The sequence below is a fragment of the Streptomyces sp. G-G2 genome (genome assembly GCF_030063135.1).
In the GTDB taxonomy this organism is placed as follows: Bacteria; Actinomycetota; Actinomycetes; order Streptomycetales; family Streptomycetaceae; genus Streptomyces.
The window spans coordinates 1-25,865 of record NZ_JASISO010000010.1 but is presented as its reverse complement, the minus strand read 5'-3'; the positions used below and the strand labels follow the sequence as shown (position 1 = coordinate 25,865).

The window sequence follows — 25,865 nt, the reverse complement described above, 5'->3', positions numbered from 1 at the left end:
GGTACGGACACGTGGTCCGTACCGGCCCCTCCGCCGTGCTCGTGCTCCCGGACGCGGGAGCGTCAGCCGGTGACCTCGACCGCGGCCAGGTTCTTCTTGCCGCGCCGCAGCACCAGCCAGCGCCCGTGCAGCAGGTCCGACGCCTCGGGCACCGCGTCCTCGGCGGCGACCTTGACGTTGTTCACGTAGGCCCCGCCCTCCTTCACCGTGCGCCGCCCGGCCGACTTGCTCGCGACCAGCCCGGTCTCCACGAGCAGGTCCACGACCTGCTTCAGCTCGGCGACCTTCGCGTGCGGCAGCTCGGACAGGGCCGCGGCCAGCGTGGCCCCGTCCAGGTCCGTCAGCTCGCCCTGGCCGAACAGCGCCTTCGACGCGGCGATCACCCCGGCGCACTGCTCGGCGCCGTGGACCAGCGTCGTGAGCTCCTCGGCCAGCGCCCGCTGCGCGGCGCGCGCCTGCGGCCGCTCGGCGGTCTGCGCCTCCAGCTCCTCCAGCTCCGCGCGGGACATGAAGGAGAGGATCCGCATGTACGTGGAGATGTCCCGGTCGTCGACGTTCAGCCAGAACTGGTAGAACGCGTACGGCGTGGTCATCTCCGGGTCGAGCCAGACGGCCCCGCTCTCGGACTTGCCGAACTTGGTGCCGTCCGCCTTGACCATCAGCGGGGTCGCCATCGCGTGGACGTGCGCGTCCGGCTCCACCCGGTGGATCAGGTCGAGACCGGCCGTCAGGTTGCCCCACTGGTCGGAGCCGCCCTGCTGGAGGGTGCAGCCGTAGCGCCGGTACAGCTCCAGGAAGTCCATGCCCTGGAGCAACTGGTAGCTGAACTCGGTGTAGCTGATGCCCTGGTCGGACTCCAGCCGCTTGGCGACCGAGTCCTTCGTCAGCATCTTGTTGACCCGGAAGTGCTTGCCGATGTCCCGCAGGAACTCGATGGCGGACAGGCCCGCCGTCCAGTCCAGGTTGTTCACCATGACCGCGGCGTTCTCGCCCTCGAAGGACAGGTACGGCTCGATCTGCGTGCGCAGCCGGTCCACCCAGTTCGCGACCGTCCCCGGGTCGTTCAGGGTGCGCTCGGCCGTCGGCCGCGGGTCACCGATCTGGCCGGTGGCCCCGCCGACAAGCGCCAGCGGCCGGTGACCGGCCTGCTGGAGCCTGCGTACGGTCAGCACCTGGACGAGGTGCCCGACGTGCAGGGAGGCCGCCGTCGGGTCGAAACCGCAATAGAACGTGACCGGACCGTCCGCGAACGCCTTGCGCAGCGCTTCTTCGTCGGTGGACTGGGCGAACAGCCCGCGCCACTTCAGTTCGTCGACGATGTCCGTCACGGTCGTGGTTCTCCCTGCGTGGTGTATGGATTGTCCGGACAGTCTAGGTGGGTCAGACTCCCTGGCTGACCGAGCTCATGTTGAAGTCCGGGATGCGCAGCGCGGGCATCGCGGCCCGGGTGAACCAGTCGTTCCACTCGCGCGGCAGGGTCTTCTCGGTCCGCCCGGCCTCGCTCGCCCGCGACAGCAGGTCCACCGGCGACTCGTTGAACCGGAAGTTGTTGACCTCGCCCACGACCTGGCCGTTCTCCACCAGGTAGACCCCGTCCCGGGTCAGCCCGGTCAGCAGCAGCGTCGCCGGATCCACCTCGCGGATGTACCAGAGACAGGTCAGCAGGAGCCCCCGCCGGGTATCCGCCACCATCTCCTCCAGGGACTTCTCGCCGCCCCCGTCCAGGATCAGGTTCCCGAAGCCGGGAGCTGTCGGCTGCCCGGTCAGGGCCGCGCTGTGCCGGGTCGTGGTCAGCCTGGCCAGCTCGCCGTCGCTGATCCACTCGGTGGCGGGCACCGGCAGGCCGTTGTCGAACACCGAGGCGTCGTCGCCCGAACTGTGCGCGATCACGAACGGCGCGGACTCCAGGCCCGGCGCGTCGGGATCGCTGCGCAGGGTCAGCGGCAGCCCCGAGAGCCGCTCGCCGAGACGGGTGCCGCCGCCGGGCTTGGAGAAGACCGTCCGGCCCTCCACCGCGTCCCGGGCCGCCGCCGACCACATCTGGTAGATCAGCAGGTCCGCCACGGCGGTCGGCGGGAGCAGGGTCTCGTACCGCCCGGCGGGCAGCTCGATCTTCCGCTCGGCCCAGCCGAGGCGTACGGCGAGTTCCGCGTCCAGCGCGGTCGGGTCGACGTCCTTGAAGTCCCGGGTGGAGCGGCCCGCCCAGGCCGAGCGGGTCCGGTCCGGGGACTTGGCGTTCAGCTCCAGGGTGCCGGTCGGCTGGTCGTGGCGCAGCCGCAGGCCCGTCGAGGTGCCCAGGTAGGTGGAGACCAGGGTGTGGTGGGCGAAGCCGTACAGCTCACGGCCGCCCGCGCGGGCCCGGGCGAAGGCCTCGCCCAGCGCCGGGGCGAAGTCCGCGAACACCGCCGAGGAGGTCTCGGCCGGACCGGCGGCGAAGTCCGGCGAGGCGGGGGTGCCGGTCACCAGCGGCTGGGCGTCCTCGGCCGGGCCCGCGCCGCGTGCCGCCGCCTCGGCGGCCCGCACCAGCGGCTCCAGCTCGGCGGCGGTGACGGCGGAGCGCGAGACGACCCCCGAGGCCGTGCCCTCCTTGCCGTCCACCGTGGCGATCACCGTGAGGGTGCGGCCGCGGGTGACCCCGTTCGTGGTCAGGGCGTTGCCCGCCCAGCGCAGGTTCGCGCTCGACTCCTCGTCGGCGATGACGACGCAGCCGTCGGCGGTGGACAGCTCCAGCGCCCGCTCGACGATCTCGTGGGGCTTGGTACGGATCGGCATCAGCGTCCGGCCTCCTGCGTGGTGTTGAGGATGTTCACGTCGCGGAACAGCGCGGAGGGGCAGCCGTGCGAGACGGCCGCGACCTGCCCCGGCTGGGCCTTGCCGCAGTTGAAGGCGCCGCCCAGGACATAGGTCTGCGGGCCTCCGGCCTTCTCCATCGAGCCCCAGAAGTCGGTGGTCGTGGCCTGGTACGCGACATCGCGCAGCTGCCCGGCCAGCTTGCCGTTCTCGATCCGGAAGAACCGCTGACCGGTGAACTGGAAGTTGTAGCGCTGCATGTCGATCGACCAGGACCGGTCGCCGACCACGTAGATCCCGCGCTCCACCCCGCCGATCAGGTCCTCGGTGGAGAGCCCGCCCGGATCCGGCTGGAGCGACACGTTCGCCATCCGCTGCACCGGCACGTGCCCGGGGGAGTCCGCGAAGGCGCAGCCGTTGGAGCGGCCCAGCCCGGTCAGCTTCGCGATCCGCCGGTCCAACTGGTAGCCGACCAGGGTGCCGTCCTTGACCAGGTCCCAGCTCTGCGCCTCGACGCCCTCGTCGTCGTAACCGACCGTGGCCAGCCCGTGGGGCGCGGTGCGGTCACCCGTCACGTTCATGATCGAGGAGCCGTACGTCAGCTTGTTCAGCTGGTCGAAGGTGGCGAAGGAGGTCCCCGCGTACGCCGCCTCGTAGCCCAGCGCCCGGTCCAGTTCGGTGGCGTGCCCGATGGACTCGTGGATGGTCAGCCACAGGTTCGACGGGTCGACCACCAGGTCGTAGCGCCCGGCCCGCACGCTCGGCGCGCGCATCTTCTCGGCCAGCAGCTCCGGCATCCGCTCCAGTTCGGAGTTCCAGTCCCAGCCGGTGCCGGTCAGGTACTCCCAGCCGCGCCCGGCGGGCGGGGCGATGGTGCGCATGGAGTCGAACTCGCCGGTGTCGCCGTCCACGGCCACCGCCGTGAGCTGGGGGTGGATCCGGACCCGCTGCTGCGTGGTGACCGTCCCGGCCGTATCGGCGTAGAACTTGTTCTCGTGCACGGCGAGCAGCGAGGCGTCCACGTGGGCCACGCCGTCGGCGCGCAGCAGCCGGGCGCTGAAGTCGGCGAGCAGCGCCGCCTTCTCCTCGTCCGCCACCTCGAAGGGGTTCACGTCGTAGGCCGAGATCCAGGTCCGGTCCTCGTGGACCGGCTCGTCGGCCAGCTCCACGCGCTCGTCGGAACCGGCGGCCTTGATCACCTTGGCGGAGAGCTGCGCCATGGCCACGGCCTGCGAGGCCACCTTGGCGGCGCCGTCCATCGTGAGGTCCACACCGGAGGCGAACCCCCAGCTGCCCCCGTGCACCACCCGGACCGCGTAGCCGAGGTCGGTGGTGTCGGAGCCGCCCGACGGTTTGGCGTCCCGCAGCCGCCAGGAGGCGCTGCGGATCCGCTCCAGCCGGAAGTCGGCGTGGTCGGAGCCCAGGGCTCGGGCCCGGGCGAGGGCCGCGTCGGCCAGCGCCCGCAAGGGCAGCGCGGCGAATGCCGCGTCGATGGAATGGGGCACGGACGTCCTCCCGTGGTGTGGATCGGATGCCTCGATCATGTCGCGCCCGGGCCCCCGCTGCCTACCGCTTTCTGTAGGGACTCGACAGACCCCGTCCCAAGGCCCTGTCGGAGCCGATTCTTTGATAACCGCATGCGACCGATAGGTTTTCGGTTATCCAGACTGCTAGCGAAAGGGTGATCCGTTGAGCCGCTCGGTTCTCGTCACCGGAGGAAACCGGGGCATCGGCCTCGCCATCGCCCGCGCCTTCGCCGAGGGCGGAGACAAGGTCGCGATCACCTACCGCTCCGGCGAGCCGCCCGAGGTGCTCGCGGAGCTGGGCGTGCTGGCGGTGCGCTGCGACATCACCGACACGGAGCAGGTGGAGCAGGCCTACAAGGAGATCGAGGACAAGCACGGCGCCGTCGAGGTGCTGGTGGCCAACGCCGGCATCACCAAGGACACGCTGCTGATGCGGATGTCCGAGGAGGACTTCGCCTCGGTCGTGGACACCAACCTCACCGGCACCTTCCGTGTGGTGAAGCGGTCCAACCGCGGCATGCTGCGGGCCAAGAAGGGCCGCGTCGTCCTGATCTCCTCGGTCGTCGGCATGCTGGGCTCGGCGGGTCAGGCCAACTACGCCGCCTCCAAGGCCGCCCTGGTCGGCTTCGCCCGCTCCCTCGCCCGCGAACTGGGCTCCCGCAACATCACCTTCAACGTCGTGGCCCCCGGCTTCGTGGACACCGACATGACGAAGGTGCTCACCGACGAGCAGCGTGCGGGCATCGTCTCGCAGGTCCCCCTCGGCCGCTACGCGCAGCCCGAGGAGATCGCGGCGGCCGTGAGGTTCCTCGCCTCCGACGACGCCGCGTACATCACTGGAGCCGTCATTCCTGTTGACGGCGGATTGGGCATGGGTCACTGATCACCATGAGTGGAATTCTTGACGGCAAGCGCATTCTGATCACAGGTGTGCTGACGGATTCGTCCATCGCATTCCACGCCGCGAAGCTGGCGCAGGAGCAGGGCGCCGAGGTCATCCTCACCGCCTTCCCGCGGCCGACGCTGACCGAGCGCATCGCCCGGAAGCTGCCCAAGCCCGCCAAGGTGATCGAGCTGGACGTCACCAACGAGGAGCACCTGGCCCGGCTCGCGGACCTGGTCCGCGAGGAGCTGGGCGGTCTCGACGGAGTCGTGCACTCCATCGGCTTCGCACCGCAGGACGCCCTCGGCGGCAACTTCCTGAACACCCCCTTCGCGTCGGTCGCGACCGCCATGCACGTCTCGGCGTTCTCGCTGAAGTCGCTCGCCATGGCCTGCCTGCCGCTGTTCCCGGAGGGCGAGGGGCAGGGCGGCGCGATCGTCGGTCTGACCTTCGACGCGCAGTTCGCCTGGCCGCAGTACGACTGGATGGGCCCGGCCAAGGCCGCGCTGGAGGCCACCAGCCGCTACATGGCCCGTGACCTGGGCAAGCGCAACATCCGCTGCAACCTGGTATCGGCCGGTCCGCTCAGCTCGATGGCCGCGAAGTCCATCCCGGGCTTCTCGGAACTGGCCGACGTGTGGAACCACCGTTCGCCGATGGAGTGGAACATGGCGGACCCGGAGCCCGCGGGCAAGGGCGTCGTGGCCCTGCTGTCCGACTGGTTCCCGAAGACCACCGGCGAGATCGTCCACGTGGACGGCGGCCTGCACGCGATGGGTGCCTGACCGGCCGGTCCCACCCCTTTCGCATCCGTACGGCGGCGGCCGCGCTCCCCAGTCCGGGGGGCGCGGCCGCCGCCGTACGCGCGCCCCTCGATCGGATGTGCCCCGCTCGATGGGATCTTCCCGAGTCGAAAAGGCAGACATATGCCTGCAAACTGACCGAGCCGGGATCTTCCCGGAGTGCGGCGGGGAGGAGGTACGGGAGTGCGCGCGAGGCGAATGCGAGCGGTATCGCTGCTGGCCACCTCGGTGGTGGTGACCGGTCTCCTGCTCCCGGCCACGGCCGCCTCACGGTCCGGCTCGGCCGACCCCGTCACGGCCGCGGGCTCCGAGACCGCCCTGCGCGGCGCGTCCTCCGGCGCCGGAGGACCCGCGGAGGCGGGCGGTCCGGCCGGTTTGGCGGGCCTGGGCGATCCGGCCGGCCTGGCGGACCCCGCGGACCGCAGGACCGCCTCGGGCGGCCTGGTCGACCTGGCCGTAGAACCCCCCGCGCCGCTGGCCCGTACCGCCCCCGAGGAGCTGTTCGGCGCCGACTGCGCCACCCGGATCGCGGGCTCGCAGGTCACCGCCTCCTGCCACAACCGGTTCCCGATCGTGGACCTGGTCCGGCTGCACGTCGAGTGCGACCGCTGGTGGGACGTGGACGGGGACAGCGCCCCGGTCGCGGTCGACCCCGCCGGACGGGTCGAGCTGACCGGCCGCTGCTGGAAAGAGGTCCGCTCGGCCTGGGTCAGCCACCAGCGCCCCTGAGGGCCGTCCCGGTGCCGCCCGGCCGGCCCCGCGGGTCGGACGACGCTACGTCGACGACACCCGCCGGACCGTCTCCTTCGTCCGGCCCTGGCAGGCGAACGGGTAGCCCGCCGCCTCCGAGGCCGCCGTGTCCCCGTCCCCGCGCCGGATCGCCTCGATCAGCCGCGCGTGGTCCATGTGCCACTCCGGCAGCAGCTCCGGGCCCACGTCCCCGCGCAGCCACTGCGCCACCAGGTCGCCCAGGTCGGCGTACAGCTCGATGAGCACGTCGTTGTGCGAGGCCGTCACCACCGCCATGTGCAGGCTCACGTCCGCCGCCACGAACAGCTCCGTGTCCCCGCCCGCCCAGGCCTCCTCCCGGCGCGCCAGCAGCGCGTCCAGCTGGACCAGGTCCCGCTCGGTACGCCGCTGCGCCGCCATCCGGGCCGCCGAGGACTCCAGGGTCGAGCGCAGCTCCGCGACGTGCAGGGGATCGGCCCCGGCGAAGCGCCGGTGCATCACCCCCGCCAGCTCGCTCGTCGCGAGGACGTACGTCCCCGAGCCCTGCCGGATGTCGAGCAGCCCGTTGTGCGCGAGCGCCCGTACCGCCTCGCGCACCGTATTGCGCGCCACTCCCAGCAGCTCGACCAGCTCCGGCTCGGTGGGGATGCGGGAGCCGACCGGCCACTCGCCGGACGTGATCTGGTTGCGCAGCTGGGCGATCACCTGGTCGACGAGCGCGGAACGGCGAGGAGACGTCAGCGGCATGGAGCCCTCTCCGGGACGAGTGGCCGAAAAAACCTCGTGCGAGGCCTCGGGGGTGGACAACCAATCATCCCATGATTCTATGATGGTTGAATGTCCGACGAAGAAATTCAGACCCTGAACCGGCCCGCGGCCGCGCGAACGGCCCCCGAGCGGCTCTCCCCGACGGTCCCGGATCCCGCCGTCGCCCCCACCCCCACCTGGCTCGGCCCGGTGCTCCTCGTCGGCATCGTCCTGGCCGCGCTCAACCTGCGGCCCGCCATCACCAGCCTCGGCGCCCTCTTCGAGGAGACCCGTACGGGCCTCGGCATGAGCGGCACCGTCGCCGGACTCATCACCTCCGTCCCCGCCCTCTGCTTCGCCGTCTTCGGCGTCACCGCGCCCCGGCTCTCCCGCCGATTCGGCCCGGCCGCCGTCGTCTGCGCGGGCATGGCCGCGGTGGCCACCGGCCTGCTGATCCGTCCCTTCGCGGACAACGCCGCCGGGTTCCTCGCCGCCAGCGCCCTCTCCCTCGCGGGCATAGCCGTCACCAACGTGCTGCTCCCGGTCATCGTCAAGCGGTACTTCCCCGACCGGGTCGGCACCATGACCGGCCTCTACTCCATGGCCCTGGCCGCGGGCACCTCACTGGCAGCCGCCGCCACCGTCCCGATGACCTCAGCCCTCGGCGGCAACTGGCGCGCCGGCCTGCTGGTCTGGGCCCTGCTCGCGGTGATCGCCGTACTGCCCTGGCTGGCCATCGCCGCCGCCGCCCGCCGGGAGAAGCGCGCCGCCAAGGCGGCCGTGGCGGCCACCGGCGCGGCCACGGCGCCCGTACGGGCGGACACGGGCCCCGGCGTCATGCGCAGCCGCACCGCCTGGGCCCTGGGCTGCTACTTCGGCCTCCAGGCCACCGGCGCCTACGTCACCATGGGCTGGCTCCCGCAGATCTTCCGCGACGCCGGGGTCTCGGCGGGTACCGCGGGCGTCCTCCTGGCCGTCACCATGGTCATGGGCGTCCCGCTCGCCTTCGTCATCCCCCGCCTCGCGGGCCGGATGCGCCACCAGGGCCCCATCGCCGTCGTCCTGGGCCTCTTCGGCCTCGCCGGATACGTCGGGCTCTACCTCGCCCCCGCCGCCGGAGCCTGGGCCTGGGCCCTCCTGCTCGGCGTATCCAACTGCGCCTTCCCGCTCGTCATCACGATGATCGGACTGCGCGCCAAGTCCCCGGCCGGGGTCGTCAAGCTCTCCGCCTTCGCCCAGAGCACCGGCTACCTCATCTCCATCCCCGGACCGCTCCTCATCGGCACCCTCTACCAGCACAGCGGCGGCTGGGACCTGCCCCTCGCGCTGATGGCCTGCCTGCTCGTTCCGCAGCTGGTGCTGGGCGTCCTCGCGGGCCGGGACCGCACGATCGAGGACGAATGCGGCATGCGAGACTGATCGGCATGCCAGTCCTCGAACCGAACCCCCAGAACGGCCACAAGAAGCTCGGCGTCGTGCTCGGCGCGATGCTCGGCGTGACCGTGATCATCGCCATCATCGCGAGCATCGCCTCCCGCTGAACGAGCGCACCGCGTCCCGCCGGACCGGGCACCCCGGGGCGGTGGTGGGGATAACCCCACCACCCCTAGGGGGCAAGGCTCAGGGTCGAATGGGGTGTGCCCCGGATGGGAACCGCGCCTTCGGATCCATAGATTCGAAGTGAGCGAGAGCCACTCCCAGCCGAACACCCAGTACCCCGGAGGCGGTCATGTCGGCCCCCCTGCACACCCGTCCCGTCGTCCCCGTCCGTCCCGCCCGCCGCACGGCGGCCGGGGTCGCGGACGCGCGGCTGCACTGGTGGGTGCTGGCCCTGCCCGCCCTCGCCTTCGGCCTCCTCATGCTGCTCCTCGCCGGATCCGGCGAAGCCCACGCGGCCGGCCCGGCCGACGGCTCGGCCCTCACCCAGGTGACCCAGCAGATCCTGCGCGCCGTCGGCTGACGGCCGCGCCGCCTGGCGGCCGCCCGCCCGCCGTGCCCGTCACCCGCCGTGTCCGCCCGGCCACCGCCATGCCCGTCGCATGCTGGTCGCGACCGTCGCATGTTCGTCGCGCGGAGCCCGCGCGGGTGCGCACCCACCCCCACGGGTGATCCGCCCAACACCCTGCGCCGCATGGCTCGTTTCATGCGAAGCTGGGAGCCATGAGCGCCGAAACACCCCGCAGGATCGCCCTCCTCCGGCACGCCAAGGCCGAATGGTCGGACAACTCCGATCACGAACGCCCGCTGGCGGAACGAGGCCGCAAGGACGCGCCCGGCGTCGGTCTGAAGCTGGCCGAGACCGGCATCGCCTTCGACCTGGCCCTCTGTTCCACCGCCGTCCGGACCCGCGAGACCTGGAAGCTCGCCGTCCAAGCGCTGCCGCACCGGCCGAAGACCCACTACGAGGACCGGCTGTACGAGGCCTCCCTGGGCGAACTCATCGCCCTGCTGAACGAGACCTCCGACGACGTCGCCGACCTCCTCGTCATCGGCCACAACCCCGGCATGCACACGCTCGCCGACGCCCTCGCCGGGGATGCCGAGGGCGACGCCCTCTCGCGCATGAACCGCAGCGGATTCCCGACCTCCGCCCTCGCCATCATCTCCTTCACCGGCTCGTGGAAGTCCTTGGAGCACGGTGCCGGACGGCTGCTGGACTTCTGGACCCCGCACGCGTGACCACGCGGGACCTGACCCCGCACGCGTGACCACGCGGGACCTGACCCCGCACGCGTGACCACGCGGGACCTGACCCCGGACGCGTGACCACGCGGGACCTGACCCCGGACGGCCTGGTCACGTACGGCCGACCGGGTACCGCCGAGCGGGTACAGAAGACGGGCCCCGGCAGCACGCCGCCGGGGCCCGTCTTCTCGTACCGCGCGCCCGGCTCACGCCAGGTCGGCGGCCTCGACTTCTTCCCGGGTGATCCCGAGCAGGTACAGCACCGCGTCCAGGAACGGCACGTTCACCGCGGTGTGCGCGGCCTCCCGCACCACCGGTTTGGCGCAGAAGGCGACGCCCAGCCCGGCCGCGTTCAGCATGTCCAGGTCGTTCGCGCCGTCACCGATGGCCACCGTCTGGGCCAGCGGCACCCCCGCCTCCGCGGCGAAGCGGCGCAGCAGCCGCGCCTTGCCCGCGCGGTCCACGATCTCCCCGGTGACCCGGCCGGTCAGCTTGCCGTCCTCGATCTCCAGGGTGTTGGCGGCGGCGAAGTCCAGGCCGAGGCGCTCCCGCAGGTCGTCCGTGACCTGCGTGAAGCCGCCGGAGACCACGCCCACCTGGTAGCCGAGCCGCTTCAGGGTGCGGATCAGGGTCCGGGCCCCGGGGGTCAGCCGCACCTCGGAGCGCACCTTGTCCACCACGGAGGCGTCCAGCCCGGCCAGCAGTGCCACCCGGGCGTGCAGCGACTGCTCGAAGTCCAGCTCGCCGCGCATCGCCTGCTCGGTGACCGCGGCGACCTTGTCCTCGCAGCCCGCGTGCGCGGCGAACAGCTCGATCACCTCGTCCTGGATGAGGGTCGAGTCCACGTCCATCACTACCAGGCGCTGCGCCCGCCGGTGCAGACCGGCCGATACGACGGCCACGTCCACCCCGATGTGCTTGGCGGCCAGGGCCAGCGAGGTGCGCAGGGGTTCGGTCTCGGTGCCGGAGACCGCGAATTCGACGGCGGTCACGGGGTACTTGGCGAGCCGGAAGATACGGTCGATGTTGCCGCCGGTCGCGGTGATCCGGGCGGCGATGGCGGCCGTGGACTCGGCGGTCAGCGGGTTGCCGAGCACGGTGACGTGGGAACGCCCACTGCCGCGCGGCCGGTTGTCGCCCGTACCCGAGATGATCTCGGCCTGGAGCTTGAGCGACTCGGCCCAGCTGTGCACGGTGGCCCGCAGGCTGCCCTCATCGGCCCCCTCGCCCCCCGCGGGGCGGGTGACGAGGGCGCACAGCACGATGCGGCCACGGGTGACGACCTGCTCGATGTCGACGACATCGACGGAGTAGGCGGCGAGGGTGTCGAACAGCCCGGCGGTGATCCCGGGGCGGTCCTTGCCGAAGATCTTGACGAGGAGGGTGGGGACGTCGGAGGTCTGCGAAGCGCTCATGGTGCCCTCACCGTATCTTCCCCCGTTCCCCCGGCGCCCCCCTGTCCCGACCTGCGGACGCCCGGCGAGGCGGCCACCCGCCGGGCCGGGCCGGGGCGCGGCTCCGGCGGCGGGGGAGGAGGAGGGGGAGGGGGAGGGGGAGGGGCCACGGGCCTCCGATGCGCCCGAGCCCGTACCGGCGGGGTCGCGATGATCTCCCGGGAGGACCCGCCACCGCCCGGGCCCCGGCTCCCCTCCCCGCCGGGGCCGGCCGGCCCGCCACGGCGGACAGCGCCCCCCGCCCCGGCGAATCGGCGCGCGAGCCGCCCCCGATTCCTGTCCCCTATGTGGCCTCTCGCCACTCTCGGGCGGGTTTACCACCCCGCCAACGACCCTCCGCAGGGCCGCGCGAGCGCTGTGCTGACGGATTCGACGAGGCCCGGATTCCCCATGCGGCCCCGGGCCTGAAATAGTTCCCCCGGATGTTCGCCATCCCTAGACTCCCTGACATCAGGGGGATCCTCGGGGGACAAAAAGTGGGGCTGGAGTGCCGGAACACGTACTGGAATTGAATGGCAGGACCTGGACGCTCGATCCGTCCAGGTCGTACTCGCTGGGGCGCGATCCCCAGGGTGACGTGGCGATCGACGACGCCAGGGTGTCGTGGCGCCACGCCACCATCAGCTGGAACGGCCGTGGTTGGGGGATCGAGGACCACGGGAGCACCAACGGCACCTATGTGCACGGCGCCAGGGTCCAGCAGACCGAACTGGTGCCGGGGACGCCGGTCCACCTGGGCAACGCGCAGGACGGCCCGCGGCTGAATCTGTCCGTCACCGCGGCGGCGGCCGCCCCGCAGCCGGCCGCCGCCCACCAGGCGCAGGCCCAGCAGCAGGCCAACTGGCAGGCGCCGCCGCAGCAGCCGCAGCAACACCAGCCGCAGCCGCAGCACCAGCAGCCGCAGTACCAGCCGCAGGTCCCGCACCAGCAGCGGAACGCTCAGCAGCAGCCGCACCACCACCAGCAGCCGCAGCAGCCGGGCGCGGGCTACAGCGACCGCAGCCCGACCACGTTCCACCAGCTCGAACTCGGCCACGTCATGCGCATCGGCCGTGCCCTGGAGAACGAGCTGGTGGTCTCGGACCTCCAGGTCTCGCGTCTGCACGCGGAGTTCCGCTCGATGCCGGGCGGCCGCTTCGAGATCCACGACCTCGGCAGCCACAACGGCACCTACGTCAACGGTCAGCCGCTGGCCAAATCCGGCACCGCGCTGCTCGGCCCCAGCGACATCGTCGCTGTCGGCCACTCCACCTTCCGGCTCGTCGGCGACCGGCTGGAGGAGTTCGTCGACACCGGCGAGGTCTCCTTCTCGGCCCGTCACCTCACGGTCACCGTCGACGGCGGCAAGCAGATCCTCAAGGACGTCACCTTCGGCGTCCCGGAGAAGTCGCTGATCGGCGTCATCGGCCCGTCCGGTTCCGGAAAGTCGACCTTGCTCAAGGCGCTGACCGGCTACCGGCCCGCGAACGAGGGCGACGTCCTCTACGACAACCGCAACCTGTACAAGCAGTTCGCGGAGCTGCGCCAGCGCATCGGCCTGGTCCCGCAGGACGACATCCTGCACAAGGAACTGAAGGTCAACACCGCCCTCAAGTACGCGGCCAAGCTCCGCTTCCCCGGTGACACCGCGGAGTCCGAGCGCGACGCCCGTATCAACGAGGTGCTGCGCGAGCTGAAGCTCGACATCCACAAGGACAAGAAGATCACCTCGCTCTCGGGTGGTCAGCGCAAGCGCGTGTCCGTGGCCCTGGAGCTGCTCACCAAGCCGTCGCTGATCTTCCTCGACGAGCCGACCTCGGGCCTCGACCCGGGCATGGACCGCGACGTCATGCAGCTGCTGCGCGGCCTCGCCGACGACGGCCGTACGGTCCTCGTCGTCACCCACTCGGTCGCCGAGCTGGCCATCTGCGACAAGCTGCTGGTCATGGCCCCGGGCGGTTCGGTCGCGTACTTCGGTCCGCCGGACGAGGCGCTGAACTTCTTCGGCTACTCGACCTGGGCGGACGTCTTCTCGGCCTTCGAGAACTACCGCGACTACGACTGGGCGGGCCGCTGGAAGGGCTCGCAGCACTACCAGCTGTACGCCGCCGACATCGACGCGGTCGCCCCGCAGTCGGTGTCCATGCCGCCCGCGCAGCAGATGCGCCCGCCCAAGCCGCAGGGCTGGGGCTCGCAGCTCTGGACGCTGATCCGCCGCTACGTCTCGGTCATCGCGTCCGACAAGGGCTTCATCGGCCTGATGCTGATCCTGCCCGCGGTGCTGGGCGTGGTCTCCACGGTCATCCCCGCGACCTTCGGCCTCGCGCCGCCCACCCCGCCGTCCCACTTCAACGGCGACGCGGGCACGATCATGCTGATCCTCTGCGTCGGCATGTGCTTCTCGGGCGCCGCGAACTCGGTCCGTGAGCTGATCAAGGAACGGGTGATCTACGAGCGCGAACGCGCCACCGGCCTCTCCCGCTCGGCCTACCTCATGTCGAAGGTGATCGTCCTCGGCGTCATCACGGCCATCCAGGGCGTGATCATCTGCACGATCGGCTTCGTCCCGCGCGACCTGCCGGCCGAGGGCCTGATCATGCCCCCGGCCGTCGAGCTGTGCCTGTCCGTGACCGCGCTCGGCTTCACGTCCATGATGTTCGGCCTGGTGATCTCCTCGCTGGTGAAGACCTCTGAGAAGACCATGCCGCTGCTGGTCATGTTCGCGATCATCCAGGTCGTGTTCACCGGCATCCTCTTCAAGGTCTACGACTCCGTCGGCCTGGAGCAGGTCGCCTGGCTGATGCCGTCCCGCTGGGCCATCGCGGCCGCGGGCACCACGCTGAACCTCGGCCAGCTCATGCCGCCGTGGGACCGCGACAACCCGACCAACACGGACCCGCTGTGGGACCACTCGATCGGCCAGTGGAGCCTGGACATCATCATCCTGGTGCTCATGGGCATCGCCTGCGGCTTCGCCGTGGCGCGCCTGTTGCGCCGCCACGAGCCCGAGGTCATGCGCAAGTAACCCGCGCGGACGCGCCGACACGCGCGTACAGCACGTACGCGAGAACGCCACAGGGCGGCACCCGGACTCCGGGGGCCGCCCTGTGGCGCATGGGGGCTGTGGGTTACGTCAATGGCCGAGCGGGGCTCAGTAGGCGCTGTTGACGTTGTCGATCGAGCCGTAGCGGGCGGCGGCGTAGTTGGCCGCGGCGACGATGTTGGCGACCGGGTGGTACTGGTCCACGGGCGTGCCGGAGACGTGGTAGGTCATGAAGGTCGGGCGGATGACCTGGAGCAGACCGATCGAGGGGATGCCGTTCTGGGCGTTGATGTCCCAGTTGTTGATCGCCCGCGGGTTGCCGCTGGACTCGCGCATGATGTTCTTGTAGAGCCCGTTGTACGAGCCCGGAATCTTGTTCGCCTTCATGATCGCGAGCGACTCCTTGATCCAGCCGTCAAGGTTGTTCGCGTACATCGGCTTGCGGGCGACGGAGCGGCTGGCCGCCTCCTTGTCCGCGCGGTCCTTCTTCGCGTCGGCCGCGGCCTTGGCCTTCGCCTGCGCGGCTGCCTTGGCGACCGCGGCGGCCTTGGCCTGCTTGGCCTGCTTGGCCGCGACGACCTGCTGTGCGGTGAGGTGCTGCTGCACGCTCTTCGCCTGCGCGCCGTCCACGGTCTGGGTCCAGGCCACGGGGGCGGCGACGATGGTTTCGGCGGCCTGGCCGCTACCGGCCGGAACGAGGGTGAAGGCCAGAGCCGCGGCGCCGAGGGTGGCGACACCGGCGATCGACAGCTTGTGGGCCTTGGTGAGACGACTGTGGCCGGGGGTGCTGGTCTCGGACATGCGTGACAACCTCTTCGATAGCGGGGGCCGCAGGAAAGCGCCGCGACGGTGGGGATCCGCGGCGCTGTGCGACGAGAGCCATTGTTAGCGGCGGCAAAATGCCGTGGCAAAGGTGCGACATACGAAGCGCGATAGTGGATCAGGGCGCGCGGCAGTGCGGCCGCTGTGGACCTTCGGCCCGCTCCCAGCAGTGCTGACAGGACCTTTATGCGGCAACTAAGCAGCTTCGTAAGTGATCTGCGTCCTATGCCCGGGCTCACATCGGGCGGGTAACAGTCTCACCGTCCGTCGCGGCAGCAATGCGTAACGTGACGCTTCTCCTCCGTGAGGAGGACCCGAGGCCCCGGCCCTGCGACCAGAGGCAGACCCGTCCCCGCCCACCCCCACCCACGGACGTAGGCCCACCGGGTCCCCGCCGCGCCCCGGACCTAGGTCGCGAGCCCGATTCCGCAGGTCACAGCCGCGAGTACGGTGAGCCCATGCACAGCGGACCCCACCCATCCGACGGCACCCGCACGGGGCTGGCCGCCGTCAGCGCCGCGCTGCTCGCCATGAGCCGCCACCTGGAGGTCCGCGACGTCCTCAAGACGATCGTCGCCTCGGCCCGCGAGCTGCTCGACGCCGAATACGCCGCCCTCGGCGTGCCCGACGACCACGGCGGCTTCGCCCAGTTCGTCGTGGACGGCATCAGCGACGAACAGTGGCGCCGCATCGGACCCCTGCCCCGCCAGCACGGCATCCTCGCGGCGATGCTCCACCAGGACACCCCCGAGCGGCTCGCCGACGTACGCCAGGACCCGCGCTTCGGCGGCTGGCCCCAGGCCCACCCCGACATGTCCGATTTTCTCGGCCTGCCCATCCGGGACGGGGAGGAAACCCTCGGCGCCCTCTTCCTCGCGAACAAACGCGGCCCCCGCCCCAGCGGCGGCTTCACCGAAGAGGACGAGGCCCTCCTCGGCATCCTCGCCCAGCACGCCGCCATCGCCCTCACCAACGCACGCCTCCACGAACGCAGCCGCGAGCTGACCATCGCCGAGGAACGCTCCCGGCTCGCCCACGAGCTGCACGACGCCGTCAGCCAGAAGCTCTTCTCGCTCCGGCTCACCGCACAGGCCGCCACCGCCCTCGTGGACCGCGACCCCGCCCGGGCCAAGGACGAACTGCACCAGGTCGCCGCCCTCGCCGCCGAGGCCGCCGACGAGCTGCGCGCCGCCGTCGTGGAACTGCGCCCCACCGCCCTCGACGAGGACGGCCTCATCGCCACCCTGCGCAACCAGATCAACGTCCTGGACCGCGCGCACACCGCGCACGTCACCTTCACCTGTGACGGCGTACGGGCCCTGCCGGCCTCCCAGGAGGAAGCCCTCCTACGGGTCTCCCAGGAAGCCCTCCACAACGCCCTGCGCCACTCCGGCGCCGACCGGGTCGAGGTCACCCTGACCCGTACCCCCGCCGGGGGAGCGCTGCTGCGGGTGGTCGACTCCGGCAGCGGCTTCGACCCCCAGGCCGTCCGCAAGGCGGGCCGCCACCTCGGACTGGTCTCCATGCGGGACCGGGCGGGCGGCGCGGGCGGCCGCCTCACCGTGCGGTCGGCGCCCGGCACGGGCACCACGATCGAGATGGAGGTCCCCGGTGGCTGACACACCCAGCGGGATCAGGGTCCTGCTCGTCGACGACCACCAGGTCGTCCGGCGCGGCCTGCGCACCTTCCTGGAAGTACAGGACGACATCGAGGTCGTCGGGGAGGCCGCCGACGGCGACGAGGGCGTCGCCCGCGCCGAGGAACTGCGCCCCGACGTGATCCTGATGGACCTCAAGATGCCCGGAACCGGCGGTCTCGACGCCCTGCGGCGGCTGCGCGAGCTGGCGAACCCGGCCCGCGTACTGATCGTCACCAGCTTCACCGAGCAGCGCACCGTGGTCCCGGCCCTGCGCGCGGGCGCCGCCGGGTACGTCTACAAGGACATCGACCCCGACGCGCTCGCCGGAGCCATCCGCTCCGTCCACGCGGGCCACGTCCTGCTCCAGCCGGAGGTGGCCCAGGTCCTGCTCTCCCAGGAGGAACAGGGCCCGGCGCCCGGCCGGGGCGGATCGCTGACCGAACGCGAACGCGAGGTCCTCGGCCACATCGCGGACGGCCGCTCCAACCGGGAGATCGCGCGGGCGCTCGTCCTGTCCGAGAAGACGGTCAAGACCCACGTCTCGAACATCCTGATGAAACTGGACCTGGCCGACCGGACACAGGCCGCGTTGTGGGCGGTCAGGAACGGAATCGCCGACTGAGCCGACCGAATCCGACCGTCTCCCTTCCGGACTGAGATTCATACGGTCGGGTGTATGTAGCCCACATGGCGTATCCGAGTCCCCTGTACGGCCGTTCTTCAGACCGTGCCGCGGCGGCTGGCCGCGGCAGACGTACTGGAGGACGAGAACGTGAAGAACTTCAAGAAGGCCGCAGCCGTCACCATGATCGCGGGTGGCCTCGTCGCCGTCGGCGCCGGTGTCTCCTCGGCGCACGGCGGTGCGTCCGCAGAGGGCGAGGCCCTGAACTCGCCCGGCGTGGCCTCCGGGAACCTGCTCCAGGTCCCCGTGCACGTCCCCGTGAACGCGGTCGGCAACACGGTCAACGTGATCGGCCTGCTCAACGGTGCCTTCGGCAACGCGGGCGTCAACAACTGAGCCCCCTTGACCCGCCCGGCCCCGCTTCCCCCTCACTCTCCCCGGGAAGCGGGGCCGCGGCACGCTCACCCCCGCCGGACCAGCCGCAGTCGGGCGCCGACCCCATTCGGCCCGGCCTGATCGGCGGCGCCGACCACATTCGGCCCGGCCTGATCGGCGGCGCCGACCACATTCGGCCCGGCCTGATCAGCGGCGCCGACCACATTCAGCCCCGCCGGCGTTTGAGGCGCCGCCGGAGGCAACCAGAGCCCCGCAGGCGTAACCACCGCCCCGCCGGAGACGAAGCTCAGCCCCGCCGGCGTCCAAGGCGCGGACGCGGGGCCCGGGGCCCGGGGCGGAGCCCCGAAAACCCGGCCAGGACACACCGCCCCGCCGGAGTCACCCCCGCTCCCGCCCCTCCACGTACGCGTTGTACGCCGCCACCTGCGCCCGCCGAGCCACCCGTTCCACCGGCCGCAACGCCTCCGCCCGCGCCGCCATCTCCGACGCCGCCACCGCCCCGCCGTGCCCCCGCTCGTACGCCAGCGACACCAGCAGCCCCACCCGCTGCGCCAGCGACAGCACCCGCACCGCCCGCGGCGGATACCCCGGGGCCAGCACCTCCCGCCCCGCCTCCGCCCGCGCCCGGTACGCCGACATCGCCGCCTCCGCCACCGGCCCCGAGGCCGCCACGTCCAGGCGGGTCAGGACGACCGCCGCCTCCCGCAGCGCCTCCGCCAGCTCCCGCTCCGCCTCCCCGAGCGACGGCACGTCCGCGGGCACTGCCTCCCGTACCGGCAGGCAGTGCCACACCACCTCCACGTGCACGTCACCCGAGGGCCCGGCCTCCGACACCTCCGGTACGAGCCCCAGCGCCGCCCCGACCGCGACCACGGCCTCCTCGGCGTCCAGCGCCCGCGCGTTGAACTCCGGCGGACCGCTCAGCCCCAGCGGGTGCCCCGGCGCGGGCAGCGCCACCCGCAGCCCGGTCACCCCCAGCGCCCGCAGCCGCCCGAGCCCGAGCGTCAGCCCGACCGGCCCGCTCTCGCCCGGAAGCTCCGCGACCCGGTGCACCGCATCCGCGCCGACGATCGACAGCGCGGCGTCGTCGGGCGAGACGAGACCGGCCAGCAAGGCGTTCCCCCAGGCGGCCAGCCGCCCTGAACGTGGTTCCACAAGCATTCCCCCACCTTAGTTACCCGCCCCCGGAGCCCGCCCCACCCGTCCTGGCGACCGGAGCCCCCTGCGAGTGGCGTAGGTTTTCCCCTGGGGCTGCGCCTGCAGGCGCACAAAGAACCGACACTGCAAGGGGAGACAACACGCTCATGAGCGACGTTCTGGAGCTGGTGGACGTATCCGTGGTCCGCGAGGGCCGCGCTCTGGTGGACCAGGTCTCCTGGTCGGTGAAGGAAGGGGAGCGCTGGGTCATCCTCGGCCCCAACGGCGCCGGAAAGACCACGCTGCTGAACCTCGCCTCCAGCTACCTCTTCCCCACCCAGGGTTCCGCCACCATCCTCGGCAGCACCCTCGGCCGGGTCGACGTGTTCGAGCTGCGACCCCGCATCGGCGTCGCCGGGATCGCGATGGCCGACAAGCTGCCCAAGCGCCAGACCGTCCTGGAGACCGTGCTCACCGCCGCCTACGGCATGACCGCGACCTGGCAGGAGGAGTACGAGGACATCGACGAGCAGCGCGCCCGCGCGTTCCTCGACCGCCTCGGGATGACCGACTACCTCGACCGGAAGTTCGGCACCCTCTCCGAGGGCGAGCGCAAGCGCACCCTGATCGCCCGCGCCCTGATGACCGACCCCGAGCTGCTGCTCCTCGACGAGCCCGCCGCGGGCCTCGACCTCGGCGGCCGCGAGGACCTCGTACGCCGTCTCGGCCGTCTCGCGCGCGATCCGCTGGCCCCCTCGATGGTCATGGTCACGCACCACGTCGAGGAGATCGCCCCCGGCTTCACGCACGTGCTCATGATCCGCCAGGGCAAGGTGGTCACCGCGGGTCCCATCGAACTCGAACTGACCTCCCGCAACCTCTCCCTCTGCTTCGGCCTCCCGCTCGTCGTCGAGCGCAACGAGAACGAGCGCTGGACCGCCCAGGGCCTCCCGCTCCGCTAGTCCGCCCCGCCCGGCCCCCTTCCCTCCCGTACCGGGACACCGCGTGCTCTGTCCCGACCGCGCCCACCGGACTTACCATGACCATGTGACCAACATCGACGCATGGGTGTGGTGGCTCATCGGCGCGGTCGGACTGGGCATCCCCCTGGTCCTCACGGCGATGCCGGAGTTCGGCATGTTCGCCGTCGGCGCGGTCGCCGCCGCCGTCACGGCCGCCCTCGGCGGGCAACTGGCCGCACAGCTCCTGGTCTTCGTGATCGTCTCGGTCGCCCTGATCGCCGTGGTCCGACCGATCGCCAACCGCCATCGCGACCAACGGCCCCAACACCGCAGCGGAATCGACGCGTTGAGAGGACGGAGCGCCGTCGTCACCGAACGGGTCGACGGCAGCGGTGGCCGGATCAAACTCGCCGGGGAGATCTGGTCCGCCCGTACCCTTGACGCGGACAGCAGCTTCGAACCCGGACAGCAGGTCGACGTCGTGGAGATCGATGGGGCAACGGCCGTTGTCATGTGACCTCATGATGTGACCTCATGTGACCAACCAGCCGTCTCGCGGGCCCCCGGTCTGCGAGACTCCGCTCAACGGGGCAGCACAGACAGCAGGAAGGGCACGGGGAACCGCATGCAACCGATCATCTTCGTTCTGATCATTCTGGTGATTCTCGTCTTCATCGCACTGGTCAAGACGATCCAGGTGATCCCGCAGGCCAGCGCGGCCATCGTCGAACGGTTCGGGCGCTACACCCGCACCCTCAACGCGGGCCTGAACATCGTCGTCCCGTTCATCGACTCGATCCGCAACCGGATCGACCTCCGTGAACAGGTCGTCCCCTTCCCGCCGCAGCCGGTGATCACCCAGGACAACCTGGTCGTCAACATCGACACGGTCATCTACTACCAGGTGACCGACGCCCGGGCCGCGACGTACGAGGTCGCCAGCTACATCCAGGCCATCGAGCAGCTCACCGTCACCACCCTGCGCAACATCATCGGCGGCATGGACCTGGAGCGGACCCTCACCTCCCGCGAGGAGATCAACGCGGCCCTGCGCGGCGTCCTCGACGAGGCCACCGGCAAGTGGGGCATCCGCGTCAACCGCGTCGAGCTCAAGGCGATCGAGCCGCCGACCTCCATCCAGGACTCGATGGAGAAGCAGATGCGCGCCGACCGCGACAAGCGCGCCGCGATCCTCCAGGCCGAGGGTGTCCGCCAGTCCGAGATCCTGCGCGCCGAGGGTGAGAAGCAGTCCTCCATCCTGCGCGCCGAAGGTGACGCGAAGGCCGCCGCGCTGCGCGCCGAGGGCGAGGCCCAGGCCATCCGTACGGTCTTCGAGTCCATCCACGCGGGCGACGCCGACCAGAAGCTCCTCGCCTACCAGTACCTCCAGATGCTCCCGAAGCTCGCCGAAGGCGACGCCAACAAGCTCTGGATCGTGCCGAGCGAGATCGGCGACGCCCTCAAGGGTCTCTCCGGCGCCATGGGCAACTTCGGCCCCATGGGCGCGGGTTCGGGCTTCAACCCGGGCAACGTGGGCAAGGACGGCGACGCCGCGGCCGACAAGGCCCGGACGGACCGCCGCGAACAGCCCCCGATCGACTAGGAATCACCCTCCCTCGTGCATGATCAGTGAGGCCCCTCGACCTTCATGGCGGGGAGGCGACTCACTCGTGCAAGGGAGATGGCCTTGACCATCTGGGAATCACTCGCGGTCTTCGCGGCAGGCATCGGCGCGGGCACCATCAACACCATCGTCGGCTCCGGCACCCTCATCACCTTCCCGGTGCTGCTCGCCACCGGCCTGCCCCCGGTCACCGCCAACGTGTCCAACACCCTCGGCCTGGTCCCCGGCTCCCTCAGCGGAGCCATCGGTTACCGCAAGGAACTCAAGGGACAGGGCCGCCGCGTGCTGCGCCTAGGCGCGGTGTCCCTGATCGGCGGACTCGCGGGTGCCGTCCTGCTGCTCAACCTGCCGTCCGACTCCTTCGACACGATCGTGCCCGTCCTCATCGCCCTCGCCCTCGTGCTCGTCGTCCTCCAGCCCCGCATCGCCCAGGCCGTCCGCCGACGCCAGGAAGCCGCCGGGGGCGAGGACGCACACCCCGACGGCGGGCCGGTCCTGTTGGGCGGAATGCTGCTCTCCAGCGCTTACGGAGGCTACTTCGGGGCCGCCCAGGGCGTGCTCTACCTCGCCCTGATGGGCTCGCTGCTCCGCGAGGACATGCAGCGGGTCAACGCGGTCAAGAACATCGTCGCCGCGCTCGTGAACGGCATCGCGGCCGTGTTCTTCCTCTTCGTCGCCGAGTTCGACTGGACGGCCGTCCTGCTCATCGCGGTCGGCTCCACCCTCGGCGGCCAGATCGGGGCCAAGGTCGGCCGCCGCCTCCCGCCGACCGCGCTGCGCGCGCTCATCGTGGTGGTCGGCGTCCTGGCCATCGTCCAACTCCTGCTCCGCTGAGCGACGTAGGACACCTACGCATCACGCCGTACGCTCAGCGGGCAGAGAACATCATCCGGCTACGCGATCCGCTCCAGCCACTCGGGCAGCTCCTCCCGGACCCCCGCCCCCATGGCCAACAGCATGGCGTCCGCCGGGGAGGGCACGAAGGGCCGCCGCAGCAAAGGCATCCCCGCCTCCTCCGGAGTCCGGGCCGCTTTCCGGTGGTTGTCCACGGCGCAGGACGCCACCGTGTTCAACCAGGTGTCGCCACCCCCCTGAGCCCTCGGCACCACGTGGTCCACGGTCGTGGCGCGCTTCCCGCAGTAAGCGCACCGGTGCTGGTCCCGGGCCAGCACACCCCGCCGTGACCAGGGAGCATGTCTTCGGAAGGGCACCCTGACGTACCTGTACAGCCGGATCACCCGGGGCATCGGCAGGTCCATGGTGGCGCCGCGCACACGGAGCTCGGGATGGGACTGTTCGACCACGGCCTTGTCCTGGAGCACCAGGACCACCGCCCGGTTCAACGTCACCGTCGACAGCGGCTCGAAGCTCGCATTCAGCACCAGCGTGTCCCGCATCTCGCCCACCTCCCGTGTGCAGGCCCGCGACCACCCTGGCAGCGGGGCCCGGCACCACTCTGGCCGTGCCCGCCACCGGGGACAACGCAATAAAAATGCCCGGTCCTGGCCGTCTTTAGACCAGGACCGGGCAAACGCTCGGAGAACTCAGCCCGCCGGAGTCCCGAACTCCCCGATCAGCTGCGCACGGCCCAGCGTGTGGAACCGCAGGTTGAAGCCGACCACCGCGGGCGAGGCCTCCGCGTCCGGACCCAGCTTCTCCGTGTCCACCGCGTAGACGGTGAACACGTACCGGTGCCGCTCGCCGGCGGGCGGAGCCGCCCCGCCGAAGTCGCGCGTGCCGTAGTCGTTCCGTACGTGCACCGCCCCGTCCGGGAGCCCCGGGAAGGAACCGGTACCCGCCCCGGCGGGCAGCTCCGTCACCGAGACCGGCAGATCGAAGAGCACCCAGTGCCAGAACCCGCTGCCCGTCGGCGCGTCCGGGTCGAAACAGGTCACCGCGAAACTCTTCGTACCCTCCGGGAAACCCGCCCAGCTCAGCTGCGGCGAACGGTTCCCGCCCGCCTGTGACTGCGCCTCACCCAGCTCCGCCCCGGGCGCGAGGTCCGCACTCTCGACGGTGAAGGACGCCACCTCCGGGTGGAACGCGTGCGGAAGGGGCGCTCTGCTCTGCTCGCTCACTGCTCAGCCTCCGATGTCGTCGTATGAGCCGAGCCTAGAACCAGTTGCGCTTCGACCCGACCGACGCGATCCACTGGTTGAGGTACGCCGCCCAGTCGGTCCCCTGGTAGGACTGCAGCCCGACCTGGAAGCACCGGTAGGTGTCACTGCCCTCGGAGAACAGACCCGGCTTCTTGTCCATCTCCAGGATGACGTCCATCTCGCGCCCGTCGGCGACGAAGGTCAGCTCGACCTGGTTCAGGCCCCGGTACTGCGACGGCGGCAGGAACTCGATCTCCTGGTAGAAGGGGAGCGTCTGGCGCGTCCCCCTGATGTGCCCGCGCTCCATGTCCGCGCTGCGGAACCGGAACCCGAGCTGCGCGAAGGCGTCCAGCAGCGCCTGCTGCGCCGGAAGCGGGTGCACGTTGATCGGGTCCAGGTCGCCCGCGTCCACCGCCCGCGCGATCTCCAGCTCGGTGCTCACCCCGATGTTCATCCCGTGCAGGTGCTGACCGGAGAAGTGGGTGACCGGGGTCTCCCACGGGATCTCCAGGCTGAAGGGCACCACGTGCAGCGCGCCCGCCTGTACCTGGAACGCGCCGCCGAGCCGCTGCTTGCTGAAGACGATGTCCTGCTTCAGCTCCTGATCGCCGCTCTCCACCTCGACCCGCGCCTGCAGGCCGATGTTCAGCCCCTCGATCTGCTGGTCCACGGACCCGCCCTGCATGCGGACCTCGCCCTGGACGATCCCGCCGGGCACCACGTTCGGCTCGGTGATGACCGTGTCCACCGAAGCGCCACCGGCACCCAGACTCGCGAGCAGCTTCCTGAACCCCATGTTCCAGACTCCCCTTTGAAGACGACGTACCTCTACAAACGCGGAACCCTAAGCCCCGGTTGCACCCGGCAGGTGTTCCACTACGCTCCACAGGATGAGCGCGCGCCCCGACCGTACGCCCCTGACCCGGGCATTCTTCGACCGCCCGGTCATCGAGGTGGCCCCCGACCTGCTCGGCCGCACCCTGGTCCGCCGTACGACGCAGGGCCCGCTGGAGCTGCGCGTCACGGAGGTGGAGGCGTACGAGGGGGAGGCCGACCCGGGCTCCCACGCCTACCGCGGCCGCACCGCCCGGAACGCGTCGATGTTCGGTCCGGCCGGACACGCGTACGTCTACTTCATCTACGGCATGTGGTTCAGCCTCAACCTGGTGTGCGGCCCGCCGGACCACGCGAGCGGTGTCCTGATCCGGGCCGGTGAGATCACCTTGGGCGCTGACCTGGCCCGCAAACGTCGACTCTCAGCCAGATCGGACATAGAACTGGCCAAAGGCCCGGCCCGCCTCGCCACAGCCCTGGACATCGACCGCACCCTCGACGGCACGGACCTCTGCGCGGGCCCGGATGCCCCCTTGTCCCTCCTTACCGGGATCCAAACCCATTCCGACCAGGTGAGTACGGGCCCCCGCACCGGAGTCGGCGGCGAGGGGGCGGTCCACCCCTACCGCTACTGGATCACCCACGACCCCACGGTGAGCCCGTACCGGGCCCATGCGCCGCGCCGCCGCTCAACTTGACTCGCCCCTGACCGACGCCTAACGTAGCCCGAGCCGCTTAAACGGAGCACTGCTTCTGCAGCCCTCCGGAGGCGGCCAACCCACTACTGCGATCACCCTGACGGGGATGAATTCGGCATGTCCGAATTCAGCACCGCAGGCTCGATTATGAGCCACCAGGGAAAACCGCTAACGTAGTGAACACGCCGAAAGGCAAAGGCCCCCAACGGCCACCGAATTCGAATTCCACTCCGGTTAAACGGAACGGAATGAGTCTGGTAGAGTTGGAAACGAAGAACGAAGCCCGGAGGAAAACCCGCGAGGGTGAGTACAAAGGAAGCGTCCGTTCCTTGAGAACTCAACAGCGTGCCAAAAATCAACGCCAGAAGTTGATACCCCGTCCATTTCGGTGG

27 protein-coding genes are annotated in these 25,865 nt (G+C 70.9%); 16 read left to right on the top strand and 11 right to left on the bottom strand.

Features of this window, described 5'->3' with window-relative positions; translation table 11 throughout:
• Positions 1–62: 62 nt before the first annotated feature.
• From tyrS to QMF80_RS10540, 3 genes are read right to left on the bottom strand one after another with little or no spacing between them, the layout of a single operon-like run.
• Positions 63–1,328 (bottom strand): tyrosine--tRNA ligase, encoded by a 1,266-nt coding sequence (gene tyrS, locus QMF80_RS10550; protein ID WP_283451936.1) that lies wholly within the window; start codon positions 1,326–1,328, stop codon positions 63–65.
• A gap of 52 nt (positions 1,329–1,380) precedes the next feature.
• The gene (locus QMF80_RS10545; RefSeq protein ID WP_283451935.1) at positions 1,381–2,772 is read right to left on the bottom strand and encodes a metallopeptidase TldD-related protein; all 1,392 of its coding nucleotides are present in this window, start codon (positions 2,770–2,772) and stop codon (positions 1,381–1,383) included.
• Positions 2,772–4,334: a TldD/PmbA family protein gene (locus tag QMF80_RS10540; protein ID WP_502962816.1), complete on the bottom strand. Its 1,563-nt coding sequence runs from the start codon at positions 4,332–4,334 to the stop codon at positions 2,772–2,774. Before QMF80_RS10540 ends, QMF80_RS10545 begins: the two co-directional genes overlap by 1 nt.
• A 145-nt stretch (positions 4,335–4,479) precedes the next feature.
• Here QMF80_RS10540 and fabG point away from each other — a divergent pair, with 145 nt between their 5' ends.
• From fabG to QMF80_RS10525, 3 genes are all read left to right on the top strand, one after another.
• Positions 4,480–5,199 carry a 3-oxoacyl-[acyl-carrier-protein] reductase gene (gene fabG, locus QMF80_RS10535; RefSeq protein ID WP_283451931.1) on the top strand — a complete coding sequence of 240 codons (720 nt, stop codon included), beginning with the start codon at positions 4,480–4,482 and terminating at the stop codon, positions 5,197–5,199.
• Between the two features lie 5 nt (positions 5,200–5,204).
• Positions 5,205–5,984, top strand: coding sequence for an enoyl-ACP reductase FabI (fabI, locus tag QMF80_RS10530; protein WP_283451930.1), 780 nt, complete (start codon positions 5,205–5,207; stop codon positions 5,982–5,984).
• Positions 5,985–6,443: 459 nt separating this feature from the next.
• A complete protein-coding gene (locus QMF80_RS10525; protein ID WP_502962822.1) occupies positions 6,444–6,731 on the top strand; it encodes a hypothetical protein in 288 nt (95 codons plus the stop codon).
• Between the two features lie 45 nt (positions 6,732–6,776).
• Here QMF80_RS10525 and QMF80_RS10520 read toward each other — a convergent pair whose 3' ends face one another.
• A complete protein-coding gene (locus QMF80_RS10520; protein ID WP_283451927.1) occupies positions 6,777–7,478 on the bottom strand; it encodes a FadR/GntR family transcriptional regulator in 702 nt (233 codons plus the stop codon).
• A 90-nt stretch (positions 7,479–7,568) separates the two neighbouring features.
• On the opposite strand from QMF80_RS10520, the gene QMF80_RS10515 reads away from it, so the two are divergent.
• The 4 genes from QMF80_RS10515 to QMF80_RS10500 all read left to right on the top strand — a co-directional run bounded on the left by QMF80_RS10515 (position 7,569) and on the right by QMF80_RS10500 (position 10,157).
• Positions 7,569–8,897, top strand: a complete 1,329-nt coding sequence (locus QMF80_RS10515; RefSeq protein ID WP_283451925.1) for a CynX/NimT family MFS transporter — start codon at positions 7,569–7,571, stop codon at positions 8,895–8,897.
• Positions 8,898–8,902: 5 nt separating this feature from the next.
• On the top strand, positions 8,903–9,019 hold the full coding sequence (locus QMF80_RS10510; protein ID WP_283451924.1) for an SGM_5486 family transporter-associated protein: 117 nt from the start codon (positions 8,903–8,905) through the stop codon (positions 9,017–9,019).
• A gap of 188 nt (positions 9,020–9,207) precedes the next feature.
• The gene (locus QMF80_RS10505; protein ID WP_283451922.1) at positions 9,208–9,438 is read left to right on the top strand and encodes a hypothetical protein; all 231 of its coding nucleotides are present in this window, start codon (positions 9,208–9,210) and stop codon (positions 9,436–9,438) included.
• A gap of 200 nt (positions 9,439–9,638) precedes the next feature.
• On the top strand, positions 9,639–10,157 hold the full coding sequence (locus QMF80_RS10500) for a SixA phosphatase family protein (RefSeq protein WP_283451920.1): 519 nt from the start codon (positions 9,639–9,641) through the stop codon (positions 10,155–10,157).
• Between the two features lie 212 nt (positions 10,158–10,369).
• Here QMF80_RS10500 and serB read toward each other — a convergent pair whose 3' ends face one another.
• Positions 10,370–11,578, bottom strand: coding sequence for a phosphoserine phosphatase SerB (serB, locus tag QMF80_RS10495; protein WP_283451918.1), 1,209 nt, complete (start codon positions 11,576–11,578; stop codon positions 10,370–10,372).
• A gap of 526 nt (positions 11,579–12,104) precedes the next feature.
• Between serB and QMF80_RS10490 the strand changes: the two genes are divergently transcribed.
• On the top strand, positions 12,105–14,621 hold the full coding sequence (locus tag QMF80_RS10490) for an ABC transporter ATP-binding protein/permease (RefSeq protein ID WP_283451916.1): 2,517 nt from the start codon (positions 12,105–12,107) through the stop codon (positions 14,619–14,621).
• Between the two features lie 126 nt (positions 14,622–14,747).
• Here the strand turns inward: QMF80_RS10490 and QMF80_RS10485 are convergent, their stop codons facing one another.
• The gene (locus tag QMF80_RS10485; protein WP_283451914.1) at positions 14,748–15,440 is read right to left on the bottom strand and encodes a transglycosylase SLT domain-containing protein; all 693 of its coding nucleotides are present in this window, start codon (positions 15,438–15,440) and stop codon (positions 14,748–14,750) included.
• 479 nt (positions 15,441–15,919) lie between these two features.
• Here QMF80_RS10485 and QMF80_RS10480 point away from each other — a divergent pair, with 479 nt between their 5' ends.
• The 3 genes from QMF80_RS10480 to QMF80_RS10470 all read left to right on the top strand — a co-directional run bounded on the left by QMF80_RS10480 (position 15,920) and on the right by QMF80_RS10470 (position 18,119).
• A complete protein-coding gene (locus tag QMF80_RS10480; RefSeq protein ID WP_283451912.1) occupies positions 15,920–17,080 on the top strand; it encodes a GAF domain-containing sensor histidine kinase in 1,161 nt (386 codons plus the stop codon).
• The gene (locus QMF80_RS10475; RefSeq protein ID WP_283451910.1) at positions 17,073–17,723 is read left to right on the top strand and encodes a response regulator; all 651 of its coding nucleotides are present in this window, start codon (positions 17,073–17,075) and stop codon (positions 17,721–17,723) included. Before QMF80_RS10480 ends, QMF80_RS10475 begins: the two co-directional genes overlap by 8 nt.
• A gap of 150 nt (positions 17,724–17,873) precedes the next feature.
• Positions 17,874–18,119, top strand: a complete 246-nt coding sequence (locus QMF80_RS10470) for a chaplin (RefSeq protein WP_283452140.1) — start codon at positions 17,874–17,876, stop codon at positions 18,117–18,119.
• Positions 18,120–18,497: 378 nt separating this feature from the next.
• On the opposite strand, the gene QMF80_RS10465 is transcribed toward QMF80_RS10470, so the two are convergent.
• Positions 18,498–19,280 (bottom strand): Rv1486c family protein, encoded by a 783-nt coding sequence (locus QMF80_RS10465; protein ID WP_283451908.1) that lies wholly within the window; start codon positions 19,278–19,280, stop codon positions 18,498–18,500.
• 143 nt (positions 19,281–19,423) lie between these two features.
• Between QMF80_RS10465 and QMF80_RS10460 the strand changes: the two genes are divergently transcribed.
• From QMF80_RS10460 to QMF80_RS10445, 4 genes are all read left to right on the top strand, one after another.
• On the top strand, positions 19,424–20,218 hold the full coding sequence (locus QMF80_RS10460; protein ID WP_283451906.1) for an ABC transporter ATP-binding protein: 795 nt from the start codon (positions 19,424–19,426) through the stop codon (positions 20,216–20,218).
• 85 nt (positions 20,219–20,303) lie between these two features.
• Entirely contained in the window at positions 20,304–20,735 is a 432-nt protein-coding gene (locus tag QMF80_RS10455; RefSeq protein WP_283451904.1) for an NfeD family protein, read from the top strand.
• Between the two features lie 108 nt (positions 20,736–20,843).
• Positions 20,844–21,821 (top strand): SPFH domain-containing protein, encoded by a 978-nt coding sequence (locus QMF80_RS10450; RefSeq protein WP_283451901.1) that lies wholly within the window; start codon positions 20,844–20,846, stop codon positions 21,819–21,821.
• A 78-nt stretch (positions 21,822–21,899) separates the two neighbouring features.
• Positions 21,900–22,676: a sulfite exporter TauE/SafE family protein gene (locus QMF80_RS10445; RefSeq protein WP_283451899.1), complete on the top strand. Its 777-nt coding sequence runs from the start codon at positions 21,900–21,902 to the stop codon at positions 22,674–22,676.
• A gap of 59 nt (positions 22,677–22,735) precedes the next feature.
• Here the strand turns inward: QMF80_RS10445 and QMF80_RS10440 are convergent, their stop codons facing one another.
• The 3 genes from QMF80_RS10440 to QMF80_RS10430 form a co-directional block, all read right to left on the bottom strand.
• Positions 22,736–23,239, bottom strand: a complete 504-nt coding sequence (locus QMF80_RS10440) for an HNH endonuclease (RefSeq protein ID WP_283451898.1) — start codon at positions 23,237–23,239, stop codon at positions 22,736–22,738.
• Between the two features lie 147 nt (positions 23,240–23,386).
• A complete protein-coding gene (locus QMF80_RS10435; protein WP_283451896.1) occupies positions 23,387–23,920 on the bottom strand; it encodes a YbhB/YbcL family Raf kinase inhibitor-like protein in 534 nt (177 codons plus the stop codon).
• A 34-nt stretch (positions 23,921–23,954) separates the two neighbouring features.
• A complete protein-coding gene (locus QMF80_RS10430; RefSeq protein ID WP_283451893.1) occupies positions 23,955–24,737 on the bottom strand; it encodes a sporulation protein in 783 nt (260 codons plus the stop codon).
• A gap of 94 nt (positions 24,738–24,831) precedes the next feature.
• On the opposite strand from QMF80_RS10430, the gene QMF80_RS10425 reads away from it, so the two are divergent.
• The gene (locus tag QMF80_RS10425; RefSeq protein WP_283451892.1) at positions 24,832–25,473 is read left to right on the top strand and encodes a DNA-3-methyladenine glycosylase; all 642 of its coding nucleotides are present in this window, start codon (positions 24,832–24,834) and stop codon (positions 25,471–25,473) included.
• Between the two features lie 92 nt (positions 25,474–25,565).
• On the opposite strand, the gene QMF80_RS10420 is transcribed toward QMF80_RS10425, so the two are convergent.
• On the bottom strand, positions 25,566–25,865 hold a 300-nt coding region (locus tag QMF80_RS10420; protein ID WP_283451890.1), incomplete at its 5' end, for a hypothetical protein.

Coding starts and splice junctions, on each gene's coding strand:
- QMF80_RS10545 (WP_283451935.1), bottom strand. CDS start 2,772: ATGCCGATCCGTACCAAGCCCCACGAGATCGTCGAGCGGGCGCTGGAG.
- QMF80_RS10540 (WP_502962816.1), bottom strand. CDS start 4,334: ATGATCGAGGCATCCGATCCACACCACGGGAGGACGTCCGTGCCCCAT.
- fabI (WP_283451930.1), top strand. CDS start 5,205: ATGAGTGGAATTCTTGACGGCAAGCGCATTCTGATCACAGGTGTGCTG.
- QMF80_RS10520 (WP_283451927.1), bottom strand. CDS start 7,478: ATGCCGCTGACGTCTCCTCGCCGTTCCGCGCTCGTCGACCAGGTGATC.
- QMF80_RS10515 (WP_283451925.1), top strand. CDS start 7,569: ATGTCCGACGAAGAAATTCAGACCCTGAACCGGCCCGCGGCCGCGCGA.
- QMF80_RS10510 (WP_283451924.1), top strand. CDS start 8,903: ATGCCAGTCCTCGAACCGAACCCCCAGAACGGCCACAAGAAGCTCGGC.
- QMF80_RS10505 (WP_283451922.1), top strand. CDS start 9,208: ATGTCGGCCCCCCTGCACACCCGTCCCGTCGTCCCCGTCCGTCCCGCC.
- QMF80_RS10500 (WP_283451920.1), top strand. CDS start 9,639: ATGAGCGCCGAAACACCCCGCAGGATCGCCCTCCTCCGGCACGCCAAG.
- serB (WP_283451918.1), bottom strand. CDS start 11,578: ATGAGCGCTTCGCAGACCTCCGACGTCCCCACCCTCCTCGTCAAGATC.
- QMF80_RS10485 (WP_283451914.1), bottom strand. CDS start 15,440: ATGTCCGAGACCAGCACCCCCGGCCACAGTCGTCTCACCAAGGCCCAC.
- QMF80_RS10480 (WP_283451912.1), top strand. CDS start 15,920: ATGCACAGCGGACCCCACCCATCCGACGGCACCCGCACGGGGCTGGCC.
- QMF80_RS10465 (WP_283451908.1), bottom strand. CDS start 19,280: ATGCTTGTGGAACCACGTTCAGGGCGGCTGGCCGCCTGGGGGAACGCC.
- QMF80_RS10460 (WP_283451906.1), top strand. CDS start 19,424: ATGAGCGACGTTCTGGAGCTGGTGGACGTATCCGTGGTCCGCGAGGGC.
- QMF80_RS10450 (WP_283451901.1), top strand. CDS start 20,844: ATGCAACCGATCATCTTCGTTCTGATCATTCTGGTGATTCTCGTCTTC.
- QMF80_RS10445 (WP_283451899.1), top strand. CDS start 21,900: ATGGCCTTGACCATCTGGGAATCACTCGCGGTCTTCGCGGCAGGCATC.
- QMF80_RS10440 (WP_283451898.1), bottom strand. CDS start 23,239: ATGCGGGACACGCTGGTGCTGAATGCGAGCTTCGAGCCGCTGTCGACG.
- QMF80_RS10430 (WP_283451893.1), bottom strand. CDS start 24,737: ATGGGGTTCAGGAAGCTGCTCGCGAGTCTGGGTGCCGGTGGCGCTTCG.
- QMF80_RS10425 (WP_283451892.1), top strand. CDS start 24,832: ATGAGCGCGCGCCCCGACCGTACGCCCCTGACCCGGGCATTCTTCGAC.